The organism is Nitrospirota bacterium, assembly GCA_035516965.1.
GTDB lineage: Bacteria > Nitrospirota > UBA9217 > UBA9217 > UBA9217 > MHEA01.
Genome location: DATIZR010000111.1, coordinates 14,278 through 27,069 on the forward strand (window position 1 = coordinate 14,278; position 12,792 = coordinate 27,069).

The window sequence follows — 12,792 nt, forward strand, 5'->3', positions numbered from 1 at the left end:
TTGTCCCCGTTCTTCGCAGTTAGAAGTTTCTGTTGTACTCCCCGTTGGCCTTTTCAAAATCATCAATGCGTCCGATGTCGATCCAATACTCCCTGATTGGGAAGACGGCGGTTTCTTTGTTCTGCCTGATCAATTCCTGGAAAAGGTCCGGCATGTCGAAGTATCGGTTCTTCGGTACGAGAGCCACCACTTCGGGATCAAATACATAGATGCCGGCGCTCACAAAGAAATGATGAATCGGCTTTTCTTCGATGCCTGCCAGCCGGTGTTTGTCGATGGTTACGACCCCGTAGGGTACCTGGTAATCGTAGTCGCGTACGCACATTGTTGCTTTGGCATTGTGTTCCTTATGAAAGTCAAGTAACTGATGGAAATTGAGCCGGGTCAGCAGATCGCCGTTCATGATGATGACCGGTTTTTTCAACTCATCCGCCAGCAATGTTAACGCACCCGCAGTTCCTAACGGCGCTTTTTCGCGAAGGTAGGTCAGCCCAACCCCCCACCGGGAACCATCTCCAAAATATTCTTCGATCATTTCCGCTTTGTAATTAACCGATATGTAAAATTTTCTGAATCCCTGATCTATGAAGTTCTCGAGGATGATCTCAAGGATCGGCTTGCTGCCGACCTTCAGGAGGGGCTTCGGGCAGTCATCCGTTAAAGGCCGCAAACGGCTTCCTACGCCTCCTGCCATGATGACCACGACGTTATCCGGCTGCTTTCCCCGGATCAGTTCATCCAGTATCTCGATCCCAACGACGCGGCCTTCCTCATCAACGATCGGGATCTGATGAAAACTTTTGCTCTTCATCAGGGCAAGGACCGTTTCGCGGTTCTCGTGCGACCTCACGGTGGTCGGGTGGGCATTCATGATCTTCTCTACGGTATCATCGAGCGATAAGCCCCGAAGGAGGCCGCGCCGGATGTCCCCGTCAGTGACGGTGCCGACGAGACGACCGTTCTCATCGACCGCAACCGCGATCTGCAGAGCCCCGAGATCGATCGTTTCAATCGTCTTTCGGATGGAGGACGAGACTGGAACAAGCACTTTTTTCCATTCTTTCATTGCTGTACCACCTTCCCGGGCACACCCCATACCGTTACGCCTTCCGGAACGTCGGTCAACACGACCGAACCAGCACCAACAATACTGTTTCTGCCGATGCGAATCCCTTGAACCACTGTCGCCCCAGTCCCGATATGAGATCCTTCCTCAACGCTGACCCCTCCGGAAAGGGTGACTCCCGGAGCAATATGGACATGGTCCCCGATCGAACAGTCATGGTCTACGGAAGCCCTCGTATTGATGATCGTATTCCGACCAATCGTAGTACCTGATTGGATCACTACGCCCGCCATGACCTGAACTCCTTCCGAGAGAAGCACCTCCGCACCGATTACTGCCGAGGGATGAACCACATTCATAAAGCCGTATCCTCTGGCCTTGAATCGTTCGAATAGCCGTCTCCTGCCCGCAGATTCCCCGATCGAGCCCACACCGTTCGCGAGTCTGACCATTTCCGGTCCATTGCTCAGCAGGACCTCATCGCCCCCCAGGACCCGGACCCCGAGAACGCTTGACCCGTGTTTTGCGTGATCAGGATCGGTAATACCCGAGAGCTGCACGCCCATTCTGAGAAGGGTATCGATCAGCACCTTCGCATGACCGCCTGCGCCCAGTATGATGACGGGTTGGGTCATATACCTACCATCTCATCCTTGTGATAGTCCCTGTCGGCTTTTTTGCCGAGCATTTCCCAGTACCGGAGCGGGGACAAACCGTTACCCGGCCGTTTGCAGGTCAAGTTTTCCGGCGTCAAGGCCTCGCCTCTTTTTATATTCCGCGCGGCCATAAGGCTTCGCCGGGCTACAACAAAATTCTTCTCTTCGCCGGGTGCCGGCTTCTTCTCGCCCGACCCGAGGGTCAGCTCAACGTCCCGAATCGCCCGTACCATTGCTCTGAGCTCGCGGGGCTCCAGGGACGCCTTGTGGTCGGGGCCGGGAAGTTCCCGGTTTAAGGTGAAATGTTTCTCTATGACGGCTGCGCCCCGGGCAGCGGCTGCTATCGGGACGATTATGCCCTGTGTATGGTCGGAATATCCGACGGGAAGCCCGAAGGCCTCTCGCATTATTTCCATGGCGCAAAGGTTCACGTCTGCGAGGGGGGCAGGATACTCGGTCGTGCAGTGCAGGAGTATGACCCGTTCTTTCAGGCTTCGCTGGCCCTTGGGGGAAGAAAGGGCGGCCTTAAAAGCCTTTTGCGATGGTTTTTCTTTTTTGACCGTGTACCCGAAGGCAATAACTCCCAGCGCCGCCTTGATATCCGCCAGGGTGCTCATACCCGTAGAGAGAATGATAGGCAGGCCCGTCTGCGCTGCACTGAGGAGGAGCGGGCCATTCGTGATCTCGCCCGAAGGCAGCTTGAGCATCGGCACCTTGATCCTCGCTGCCAGCAGGTCTACGCTGTCCCCGTCGAAGGGCGTGGAAAGGAACTGGATTCCCCTCTTCCGGCAATGATTGGCAAGGACCCGGTGCGCTGCCTCGTCGAGCTCCAGTTTTTTGAGCATTTCCCGCTGCGATTCTGTTGTACCGGTCGCGGCTTTCTGGTAATCGGCTTTGGGAGCCGTACTGCTGACGAGCTCGTCGGCCTTGAACGTCTGGAACTTGACCGCATCGGCGCCGGCATCAGCGGCCGCGTCGATGAGCTTTTTGGCCATCTCGAGCGAACCGCCGTGGTTTACCCCTGCTTCGGCGATGATATAAGTGCGCTGTATGCTCATGGTCACAGGTCGAAGAACCTCTTCTTTAGGAGCTTGGCATAGTCTGGGGTCGCCTTGAGTGCTGCGACGATGCGCTGTGCGCTGTTGCCCTTATCGTAGGGGTTTACCGCATCGGAGCAGTCTTTCGTGAAGGCCTCCCGCATAGCTCGCTCGATGTCCGACGCTTCGGGCCGGCAACTGATCACCGATGATGCCTGTAGCCGCCCTTTCTGGCGGTCGCCGATATTGACGGTCGGCTTCCTGAACGAGGGCACTTCATAGAGCCCGCTTGAGGAGTTGCCTACGACGGCGTCCATCTGGGCCACGCAGCTTAAGTAGCGGACCTGGCCGAGGGAAGCGAAGGCCTTTGCCCGGGGCCTGGCAGCGGTATATTCTTCGATCAAGGCGCTGATAGTGTTTCCTTCGGGGTCTGCGTTCGGGAGCGTGAAGATGATACCCACTTCATCTCCCAGTCGGTCGAGGGCCGTGAGCAGTTCCCGGAACTGCGTTCCGGCAGGCTGGGCGTCGAGAGTCGCCGGATGGAACGTGACAAGAAGATTACGCTTCCGGAACGTGAATCCCAGCTCTCGTTCGAGCGCCGCCCGGTCCAGGAGCTCCTTCTTGATCGCATCGATACCCCCCGGACTCCCGAAATTGTAGATATGCGCCGGGTCCTCGCCGAGTTGTCGCACCCGCCGGGCAGCCGCTTCGTTGGTTACGAAGTGGATGTGCGACATCTTGGTGATGCTGTGTCGGATGGCCTCGTCGAAGGAGCCTTCGGTGGTGTCACCTCCGGCGATGTGCGCCATCGGGATTTTCGCGATCATAGCCGACTGCGCAGCGGCGAGGATCTCAAACCGGTCTCCCAGCACGAGCAGGAGATCAGGCTGGAGGCGGTCGAGTGCTTCGGCGAATCCCTTGACGCCCCGACCGAGAGACCTGGTCACATCAGAGGGGGTGTCGCCGGTCAACTCCATGTCCACCTTCGCATCAATCGTAAAACCGTCCGCTTCTATGCTCTTGTAGGTCAGTCCGAACTGCGGGGCAAGGTGCATGCCTGTCGCGATCACCTGCAACCGAAAGGACGGCTCCTGCCGGATCTTTTTCATTACGGGGGTCAGAAGGTCATAGTCAGCGCGAGAGCCGGTGACGGCACATATCTTACGTTGTAGCATAAGGAGCACCTAAAATGGCACTGCTTGGAATATTGATCAGCCTGCGTTCAATGCTTTCGGCAACGGCAAGGTCCATCCGGGGACAGTCCCTGAACATGGGGAGCTGATGCATCAGGCTCCATGCAGGACGGGTCATGATCCCGGCATCATTGCTCGCCTTCAGTATCCTGTCGCGGGAGCATGCCAGAGCCTCGTCGAGCAGAAGGACATTCAGCCAGTAATTGCTCTTTGCAAATGGAGGTTCGGTGAAAAATCTGACGCCATCGACACCGGCAAAAGCATTCTGATAGCGGCGCGCCAGAGTCCGCTTGCTCTGCAGGAAGGCCGGCAATTGTTCCAGTTGGGCGCAGCCGAGAGCTGCGTTGATGTTGGGAAGCCGGTAATTATAGCCGACCTTGTCATGATAGAGCTGCCAGGGATGGGGCACCTTCGCCGTTGTCGTGAGATGTTTTGCGCGTTTCGCGAGCTCCTCGTCATCGGTCAGGATCGCGCCGCCCCCGCCCGTCGTGATGGTCTTGTTGCCGTTAAAGCTGAGTGCGGACAGCTTCCCCATGGTGCCCGTATGGCGGCCCTTGTAAAAGGAGCCGAGGGATTCGGCAGCATCCTCGATCAATTCAAGCCTGTAGCGGGCGCAGACCTCAAGCAGGGGTTCCATATCAACAGGATGTCCAAAGGTGTGCATGGGAACCACTGCTTTAATTCTTCTTCCCGTCCTTTTATTAAAACAAGCGTCAGGCCTCATCTCACCAACTTCGTTCAGATAGACATCGAGCTTATGGGGGTCGAGACCCAGCGTCCGCTCCTCGCTGTCCACGAAATGGGGCACAGCACCGCAATAGACTACAGCGTTCGCAGTAGCCACAAAGGTCAACGCAGGGACCAGGACTTCGTCGTCGTGCTCCACCCCTGCGAGCAGAAGACAGATATGCAGGGCAGCCGTGCCATTCACCACCGCCACCACGCGACGTGCGCCCGTATACTCGGCCACTTGCCGCTCGAACATATCCACAAACGCACCGGCCGATGACACCCAGCCCGTGTCGAGGCATTCCTTGACGTAGGCCCATTCATTCCCCTTGAAGCAGGGCTCATGGAGTGCAACGGGCCCATTGCCCGCAGCGGGAAGGACCGTCCTCAGCGCTTGTACAACCTTATGAGGGTCGAGATTTTCTGTCATACATTATAGAGGTCGGCCTTGTAGCCCTTCAGATTCCCGGGTACCCGGAACCAGTCTATGGTTTCTTTGAGCCCGCGCCTGAGGCCTTCCGTGCCCGCGTATTCCGGTTTCCAGCCAAGCAGTTTCTCCGCTTTCGCATTGTCTGCCCAGAGCCGCTCTACTTCGCTGTTCTCGGGCCGGAGACGGGTGGCCTCTGTTGTTATCCCGCAATCGGAACCCATGATGTCGGCGATCATACGAACGAGGTCTCCGATCGAGATCTCATAATTGCTGCCGATATTGACAATTTCTCCGACCGCGCGATCCGACTCTGCCACTGCAATAAAGGCCCTGACAGTATCCCTGATATAGTTGAAATCGCGCGTCGGATGAAGCGCTCCGAGTTTCAATGTTTTCTGGCCGCCCGCGATCTGTGTAACGACGGTAGGGATAACGGCCCGGGCGGACTGCCGGGGGCCGTAGGTGTTGAAGGGCCGGATGATCGCAACCGGCGTACTAAAGGAATGAAAAAATGACATCGCAATATGATCCGCCCCGATCTTGGAGGCGGAATAGGGCGACTGACCCTGCAGGGGATGGTCTTCGGTTATGGGGACGAATCTGGCCGTGCCGTATACTTCGCTCGTAGAGGTATGCACGACTTTCTGGACACCCAGTTCGCGTGCCGCCTGGACGATATTCAGTGTTCCTTTTACATTGGTGTCAACATAGGTGTCTGGAGAATGATAGGAATAGGGAATTGCGATCAGGGCTGCCAGGTGCAGGACCACGTCGCATCCCTTCATCGCTGTTCTTACTCCGTGCGGGTCCCTGATATCACCGGAAAACACATCGAGGGACCTCCTGATCTCGTTGTCGACACTCTCCAGCCAACCCCAGGAGTTGAATGAGTTATAGAGCACGAAAGCACGCACCGAGTGGCCCTGCCGGACCAGTTCCTCGGTAAGATGGGAGCCGATGAATCCATCAGCGCCGGTGACCAGGATCTTTTTATTCTTCAATGAAGAATTCATGCGATAGCCTCATCTCCTCTGTCTGCATCAGGCGGGAGAATCTTGCGCCCCGCTTCGCCGTTGCTCATGATCAGAAAATGAATACCTGCCGGATGCTTTTCCCGGCAATGCCGTTCTTGACCAGCGCCTGTTCGATCGCATCCCGCTGAAGATACGAAGTGATGACCACACAATCATGTTGCAGGGACTTGCAGGCCCCGATCTCCCGGATCTCCCTGCCGAAGAATAGGTCGCCCTTCTTCTCATCGTCCACCACGCCGGTCAGCTCCAGGCCGGTCTCGTGCAGCGTGATGAACGCGATGTCGGTCACTTCGTCAACGCCCGCAAAAATGATCTTTTTCTGTCCCGATCGCTCGAGATTTTGGAACAGCGTCCGGTAGTTGTTCTTTGCCTCCCGGTAAATGCGGGTATAGTCCTGGAGCAGGTCATAGGCAAGGCGGGTCTTCTCGGCAAAGCCTTTGGGTGTAAGATAGTAGGCGTAGCGCTTCGGAGGGATCGCCGCGACCGTGATGAAGCCCTTGGTCACGAGATTCTTTATGTATGAGTTCACGAGCCCCAGCGCCAGGCCGAGGCGCTCGCTCAGATCACGCTGCGTCATGGAATCGTTCACCGAAAGCTCATCGAGGATCTGGAGAGCTTTGAAATGATCTGTATCTGGGGCAATCGGAGCCTTCTTGTTCATAGAATGAACGTTACCATGAAAAAAAACGGGTGTCAATGATTTTTTAGAGTTTTCTTTGTTCATATAATGAATCTATGCCGGGAAATGAGCTGTAGAAAGAGCTCCATGGAAGCGTGAGAGGGGGCCCCCGGTGCAGGGCAACGAGGTCAAAGCAACTGTAGAGTGTTGCTGAAACCCCGTCTTCACCCAGAACGGTCAAAGATGTCATCTGAGCGTAGCGAAGAATCTCGCATTTACCGTGTTATGGCTGCCCTTTCACTTCTGAGACAAGCCGGAACCAAAACCTTGGAACCGCGAAGGCGTAAAGGTCGCGAAGGAAATCATGCAGATCTGTATTAATATCGAAATACCCTTGTTTTTTACTTCCTTTGTGTTCTTGGCGCCTTCGCGGAAAATATTCTTTCCATTTTGAGTAGGTTAGTAACTAAAGTGATTTGGGCAACAGGCCGTCTCCTGCTGACCATGCTGTCATCCCCGGATTTGCGTTGTATCTGATATAGGCTTGTGCGGAATGCCGGCCCATGAAACCTCTTTACTCTTCCCGTGTCGGATGTTATGATTGCTTCGATAATCACAAGCGCAGGGATCACGGGGACGGGTACTATGAGAAGTTCTATGAGAACAGGGATGAAAGATGAAACCACAGAGAGCCCTGAGGAATGCCCCGATTCATTCTGAATACGAAAAGGCTGTTTTTTTCAACCTGCTCTGTGCGCTCGCCGGGTTTGAGAAACGGGGGAAAGAGTGTAAATCGCTATTAATGACAGGGCAACGAGGGGGAAGCGATTCTGAAGAATGTTGTTTTCCCTGAGATTCAAGAAGTTCTCGGTGGACGCTGTGGTTAGATTTTGACAATACGCGGAACAATAAAGGATATCCATGGAACCGAAGATATGTCTGGCACTGGGCGGCGGCGCGGCGCGGGGACTGGCTCATCTGGGCGTGCTCAAGGTCTTTGAGGACGCGAAGGTCCCCATCGACATGATCGCCGGTACGAGCCTGGGCGCATTGGTCGGCGGGCTTTATGCACTCCAGCCCGACTCGGCATACTGGATGGGAAGGCTCGAACAGTATCTTCGCAGCTTCCGGTCCCGGAAGACCCGGCTTGAGTTCCTGAGGAGGCTGGAAGAGACTGACGAAAGAAACCACGGGTTTTTTACCGACATGGCGAACCTTATCCGGAAGGGATATTTCTGGGGCATCACTGCGACGAAACCCGCCTTCATTTCCGAACAAGAATACGAAGATTTCATCTATCCGTTGATCCCGGACAATGCCTTTGAAGACACCAAGATCCTGTTCGCGTGCGTCGCCACGGACATCCGGAACGGAAAGCGGGTTGTTTACCGCAGCGGTTCGCTGCGCCGCGCGATCAGCGCCAGCTGCGCACTGCCGGGCATCTTTCCGCCGGTCGTGGACGGGGACATGCTGCTCGTGGACGGCGGCTGGGTGGAGCGCGTTCCGGTCCATTGCGCCAGGGAGCTGGGAGCCGACATCGTGATCGCCGTGGACGTCTCGAGCGAGGTCGGCAGGTTCGAGGACAAGTTCGGGCTCGACGTGGTCATGCGCGCCGACGCGGTGTCCCGGATCTACCTGAACGAACTCCTGATGCGCGATGCCGACGTGGTCATCCATCCGCCCGTGGGCGGGACGAACTGGGCGGATTTCAGCAACCCCCGCGAGCTTTACCGCTTGGGAGAGACGGCGGCGCTCGAGAAGCTCCTTTCGATAAAGACCGCGATCTCCCGCGCATCCGTGGACAGTCTTCCGCAGAAAACGCTCGGTGCGCAGATCAAGGACATCAAGGACAGGATCATGGGGAAAGTGGCCGGGGGAAAATGACCCTCTCCGTGCGCATTGCACCCTTGCTCACGCAAACCGCCCTGTTGTCATTTTTTCGCATTCAGGTATAATTGGCCGATGGCGAAACCGCTCGTTATTGCTCACCGCGGCGATTCCTCCGAGGCGCTCGAAAATTCACTTGCAGCCTTCCGGCTTGCCCTCACGGTCCCGGTCGACATGATTGAGCTCGATCTGAGGCTGAGCAGGGACGGGTTCCTCTATGTGATGCATGACAGGCATACGGGCAGGACGGCCGAGAGGAATGTCGCCGTGGAAGCGGCTTCGTCAAAAGAGCTGGACGGCATCAGGCTCAGGGACGGAGAGCGCATTCCGCGATTAGACGATGTGCTCGAGCTGGTGGCGGGAAAAGCCGGCATCAATACCGAGATCAAGAGCCACGGAGGAGGGGCGGCGCTTGCCCGTCATCTTGCCGGGCACCCATTTGCAGGAACCCTCGTGGTGTCCTCCTTCAGGGAAGAGGAACTCCCGCCGGTGCAGTCGGCTCTGCCCGAAGCCCGCTGCGCCGTCATTTATGATACTTTCTCCCTCCGGCATGTGGCCGCCTACCGGGCAAAGGGATACTCGCTGATCAGCCTGCGGAAGAACACGGTGACCGAACCGCTTGTCAGGGCATGCCACGGGCAGGGGGTGGACATCTTTGTGTGGACCGTGGACACGGAAGAAGAAATGAAACGATGCATCGATTGGAAAGTCGACGGCATCTACACGAACAGGCCCGCCTTGCTGAAACAGGTTTTGGACAGGCGATATGCAAAAAAAAAATAAAGAGCCTGGTTTCCCGCAAAGCCCGCAACGTTCGTGGTGAAAAGCGGATGCCAGGTTCAGAGCATGTATCGCCGCTGCGAGAACAATTTCTTTTTTGTCCGGCCAGGCCGCGTGAGGCGTTCTCCTGTTGCTGCCGGACGTGAAGGAATCCTGTGTCCGCCATCGAAAGACCGGAACAAAACGTATACGACATCGTCGTGATCGGGGGCGGCATCACCGGGGCGGGGACGGCGCGGGACGCCGCGCTCCGGGGCTTGTCGTGCCTGCTCCTGGAAAAGGGCGATTTCGCCTCGGGCGTCACGTCCAAGACGACGCGGCTGATCCACGGCGGCCTGCGGTATCTTGCCAATTTCGAGATCGATCTGGTCGCCGAGTCATTACGGGAGCGGGCGATCCTCCGGCGCATGGCGCCCCATCTGATCCGCCCCATCCCGCTTGTCATTCCCATCTATCGGGACGACCCCCGCGGCAGGGCCGTCATTTCCCTCGGCATCCACCTCTATGACCTGCTGTCCCATGAACGGGACATCCCCCACTATTTCACCTCCAACAGGGACAGGACGCTCGCCTTCGAGCCGCGCCTGAACCGCAGTGGTCTGACGGGAAGCGCACGGTACTACGATCACCAGATCCTGATGCCGGAGCGGCTCGTGCTGGAAAACATCATTGCCGCCCGGGAAGCGGGCGCCATGGTCCGGAACTACGTCCGGGCCGAACGGATCGAGGAGACGGACAGCGGCGTGGTCGTCACCGCCCGGGATCAGTTGAATGGCGAGGCATACACGTTCCGCGCAAAGGTCCTGATCAATGCGGCCGGTCCGTGGATCGACAGCGTCCGCAGGGCGGGGAAGATCGACCAACACAGGATCATCTTCCCGACAAAAGGCATCCATCTCGTGCTGCCGAAGCTCTCCGATCAGGCCCTCTTCGTTGCATCCCGGGACAACAGGATGTTCTTCATCATACCGCTGGACTCCTGGTCCCTCATCGGGACAACGGACACGAGGTACGACGGCGACCTTGACGAAGTGCACGCAGACCGCGACGACGTGGAGTATCTGCTCACCGAGAGCAGGCGGGTGCTTCCCGGCCTGAATATCAGGCGGGAAGCGATCCTGTACACCTACGCGGGCATTCGTCCGCTCGCGTTCGCGGGCACGAGCGAAGCAAAAATATCGCGCAAGCACCGGGTGATCCGGGAAGGCCGGAACAACAGGATCATCACGATCGCCGGCGGCAAGCTGACGACGTACCGCGCCATGGCAAAGGATGTCGTGGACACCGCCTGTACCGCGCTCGGCGTGAAAGCATCCTGCCTGACGGATGCCCGGCCCTTTCCCGGCGGCCTGCCCCTGCCCTATGATGAATATGTGGCACAGGCGGTGCCGGACCTGGCGGCGCGGTACGCGGTCGACAACGAAACGGTATCGCACCTCATCAGGTTCTATGGCTCGCGGACCGAACGCGTGCTGGACCTTGCCGGCAGGGACCCGGCTCTGCGTGAAGAGGTCTCGCCCGGGAGCAGGGACATTTACGCGCAGGTCCTGTACAGCATCCGGGAAGAGGGTGCGAGGACGCTCTCCGATGTCGTGCTGCGCAGGATGCATACGGGGATGACCGGGGCGCGCGGCACAGACCGGATCGAAAAGCTGGCTGCTGTCGCTGCCCGGGAATTTGACTGGAACCAGGACGAAACAAAACAGCAGGTCGGGGGCTTTCTCCAGGACCTGGACAAGGATCGCGTCTGCCTGAAAGCGTGACGCCTGGCCGGCGGGAACGGCCCAGGACCCTGTACATCGGAAAGGAGCTATCATGAATTGGCCGCATCTGCATCTCATCATCAACCATGTACCGGTCATCGGCGTCCCGGGAGTCATACTCCTGCTTGTCTACGGAATGGTAAGAAAAAGCGGGGAAGTGTTGGCCCTGAGCCTTGCTCTCTTCGTGCTCCTTGCCCTCATGACGCCCGCCGTCTTCTTCAGCGGTCAGGCCGCGGAGGACACGGTCAAGAAACTGCCGGGTGTGACGGAAGGATACATCGGCAGGCATGAAGAGGCGGCTGATATCGCGCTCACCCTGGTGGAGATCCTCGGTGCAATGTCCCTTGCCGGTCTCTTCCTCCTGCGTCGAAAAGGCGCGATACCGAAATGGGTTTCGTTCCTGGTCCTCGTAGCGGCGCTGATCACTGCCGTCGTCGTGGGCTTCACCGCAAATCTCGGCGGTCAGATCCGCCATCCGGAGATCCGGGAAGGGGCGGGCTCTACCCTCCCGACGGGAACCGTCAAATGAATCATGCCGCATTCAGGATAAGTCGGGGGGCCATGCCCGTCTCTTGATCTTTTTTCTCGTGAGGAGGTACTATGTCGCAACTGATGAAGGGTGTCGAGCTCTCCGCAAAGATTCTGGCAACGGTAAAGGCGGAGACGGACAGATTGGCGAAGCATGGCATTCGGGCGGGCCTCGCCCTCCTGCTCGTCGGGGAGGATAGATCTTCCCTGATGTACTATCAGGCGATCCAGAGCGCGGCGGCCCGCTCGGGCATCGACATCTTCAACCACACGATGCCGGCAACGGCCACGCTGAATGAGATCCTGAACCTGATCAAGACGCTGAATAATGACGAGCGCGCAAACGGGATCCTCGTTTTTCTACCGCTCCCGCGGCACATCGACACCCGGAAGGTCGTGAACGCCATCGCGCCGGAAAAGGACGCTGATGGACAGGGCGCGATCTCCGTGGGCAGGCTGTCGGCCGATGAATCCACGGACCAGCTCTTCGAGCCAGGGTTCACGCTCTCGGTCCGGTCGACCTTCCTGCCGTGCACGCCCTATGGCGTGATGCGCCTGCTGGAACAATACGGCGTTGAGGTCAGGGGGAAGAAGGTCGTGATCGTGGGCAAGAGCCTCGCCGTGGGCAAGCCGCTCGCAATGATGATGCTCGTCCGGGAGGCAACGGTCACGGTCTGCCACCGCGAGACCAAGGACCTCGGCCTCGAGACGAGGCAGGCGGACATCCTGTGCAGCGCAACGGGCCGGCCCGGCCTGATCAAGGCCGACATGGTGAAGGAAGGGGCCGTGGTGGTGGACATCGGGATCAACGTGCTTGCCGACGGGACGACGGTCGGCGATGTGGAGTTCGGCGCCGTCTCGCACAAGGCGTCCCTGATCACGCCCGTGCCCGGCGGCGTGGGGCCAGTGACCATCGCGATCCTGCTCAAGAACACGGTGATCTCAGCCAAGCGGATGGTTGGGGTGGGGTAGGAAGTTCAGAGGCCGAGCAGGGGGAAGAGAAGACAGACTCCGGATGAGAGAATCAAGCTCTACGCTGATAGCGGTCATCCGGCTTCCGTGCTCTTCTT

12 protein-coding genes are annotated in these 12,792 nt (G+C 57.8%); 5 read left to right on the plus strand and 7 right to left on the minus strand.

Annotated features, from left to right (window positions below; all coding sequences use genetic code 11):
- Positions 1-19: 19 nt before the first annotated feature.
- The 7 genes from VL197_15860 to VL197_15890 all read right to left on the minus strand — a co-directional run bounded on the left by VL197_15860 (position 20) and on the right by VL197_15890 (position 6,869).
- On the minus strand, positions 20-1,066 hold the full coding sequence (locus tag VL197_15860) for a nucleotidyltransferase family protein (GenBank protein HUJ19461.1): 1,047 nt from the start codon (positions 1,064-1,066) through the stop codon (positions 20-22).
- On the minus strand, positions 1,063-1,701 hold the full coding sequence (locus tag VL197_15865) for an acetyltransferase (protein ID HUJ19462.1): 639 nt from the start codon (positions 1,699-1,701) through the stop codon (positions 1,063-1,065). Before VL197_15865 ends, VL197_15860 begins: the two co-directional genes overlap by 4 nt.
- Entirely contained in the window at positions 1,698-2,780 is a 1,083-nt protein-coding gene (neuB, locus tag VL197_15870) for an N-acetylneuraminate synthase (GenBank protein HUJ19463.1), read from the minus strand. Before neuB ends, VL197_15865 begins: the two co-directional genes overlap by 4 nt.
- Positions 2,781-2,782: 2 nt before the next feature.
- Positions 2,783-3,934, minus strand: coding sequence for a UDP-N-acetylglucosamine 2-epimerase (gene neuC / locus VL197_15875; protein ID HUJ19464.1), 1,152 nt, complete (start codon positions 3,932-3,934; stop codon positions 2,783-2,785).
- A complete protein-coding gene (locus VL197_15880; GenBank protein ID HUJ19465.1) occupies positions 3,921-5,111 on the minus strand; it encodes a LegC family aminotransferase in 1,191 nt (396 codons plus the stop codon). Before VL197_15880 ends, neuC begins: the two co-directional genes overlap by 14 nt.
- On the minus strand, positions 5,108-6,124 hold the full coding sequence (locus VL197_15885; protein ID HUJ19466.1) for an NAD-dependent 4,6-dehydratase LegB: 1,017 nt from the start codon (positions 6,122-6,124) through the stop codon (positions 5,108-5,110). Before VL197_15885 ends, VL197_15880 begins: the two co-directional genes overlap by 4 nt.
- 70 nt (positions 6,125-6,194) lie before the next feature.
- Positions 6,195-6,869, minus strand: a complete 675-nt coding sequence (locus tag VL197_15890) for a winged helix-turn-helix transcriptional regulator (GenBank protein ID HUJ19467.1) — start codon at positions 6,867-6,869, stop codon at positions 6,195-6,197.
- Positions 6,870-7,685: 816 nt separating this feature from the next.
- Here VL197_15890 and VL197_15895 point away from each other — a divergent pair.
- The 5 genes from VL197_15895 (at position 7,686) to VL197_15915 (ending at position 12,694) form a co-directional block, all read left to right on the plus strand.
- Positions 7,686-8,648 (plus strand): patatin-like phospholipase family protein, encoded by a 963-nt coding sequence (locus VL197_15895; protein HUJ19468.1) that lies wholly within the window; start codon positions 7,686-7,688, stop codon positions 8,646-8,648.
- Positions 8,649-8,726: 78 nt separating this feature from the next.
- Positions 8,727-9,434: a glycerophosphodiester phosphodiesterase gene (locus tag VL197_15900; protein HUJ19469.1), complete on the plus strand. Its 708-nt coding sequence runs from the start codon at positions 8,727-8,729 to the stop codon at positions 9,432-9,434.
- Between the two features lie 152 nt (positions 9,435-9,586).
- Positions 9,587-11,194, plus strand: a complete 1,608-nt coding sequence (locus VL197_15905) for a glycerol-3-phosphate dehydrogenase/oxidase (protein HUJ19470.1) — start codon at positions 9,587-9,589, stop codon at positions 11,192-11,194.
- Positions 11,195-11,246: 52 nt separating this feature from the next.
- A complete protein-coding gene (locus VL197_15910; protein HUJ19471.1) occupies positions 11,247-11,723 on the plus strand; it encodes a hypothetical protein in 477 nt (158 codons plus the stop codon).
- 71 nt (positions 11,724-11,794) lie between these two features.
- Positions 11,795-12,694, plus strand: a complete 900-nt coding sequence (locus tag VL197_15915) for a tetrahydrofolate dehydrogenase/cyclohydrolase catalytic domain-containing protein (GenBank protein HUJ19472.1) — start codon at positions 11,795-11,797, stop codon at positions 12,692-12,694.
- Positions 12,695-12,792 lie beyond the last annotated feature (98 nt).

What these genes read in the sequence shown, in the direction of transcription:
- VL197_15860 (HUJ19461.1), bottom strand. Translation starts at nt 1,066, where the DNA reads ATGAAAGAATGGAAAAAAGTGCTTGTTCCAGTCTCGTCCTCCATCCGA.
- VL197_15865 (HUJ19462.1), bottom strand. Translation starts at nt 1,701, where the DNA reads ATGACCCAACCCGTCATCATACTGGGCGCAGGCGGTCATGCGAAGGTG.
- neuB (HUJ19463.1), bottom strand. Translation starts at nt 2,780, where the DNA reads ATGAGCATACAGCGCACTTATATCATCGCCGAAGCAGGGGTAAACCAC.
- neuC (HUJ19464.1), bottom strand. Translation starts at nt 3,934, where the DNA reads ATGCTACAACGTAAGATATGTGCCGTCACCGGCTCTCGCGCTGACTAT.
- VL197_15880 (HUJ19465.1), bottom strand. Translation starts at nt 5,111, where the DNA reads ATGACAGAAAATCTCGACCCTCATAAGGTTGTACAAGCGCTGAGGACG.
- VL197_15885 (HUJ19466.1), bottom strand. Translation starts at nt 6,124, where the DNA reads ATGAATTCTTCATTGAAGAATAAAAAGATCCTGGTCACCGGCGCTGAT.
- VL197_15890 (HUJ19467.1), bottom strand. Translation starts at nt 6,869, where the DNA reads ATGAACAAAGAAAACTCTAAAAAATCATTGACACCCGTTTTTTTTCAT.
- VL197_15895 (HUJ19468.1), top strand. Translation starts at nt 7,686, where the DNA reads ATGGAACCGAAGATATGTCTGGCACTGGGCGGCGGCGCGGCGCGGGGA.
- VL197_15900 (HUJ19469.1), top strand. Translation starts at nt 8,727, where the DNA reads ATGGCGAAACCGCTCGTTATTGCTCACCGCGGCGATTCCTCCGAGGCG.
- VL197_15910 (HUJ19471.1), top strand. Translation starts at nt 11,247, where the DNA reads ATGAATTGGCCGCATCTGCATCTCATCATCAACCATGTACCGGTCATC.
- VL197_15915 (HUJ19472.1), top strand. Translation starts at nt 11,795, where the DNA reads ATGTCGCAACTGATGAAGGGTGTCGAGCTCTCCGCAAAGATTCTGGCA.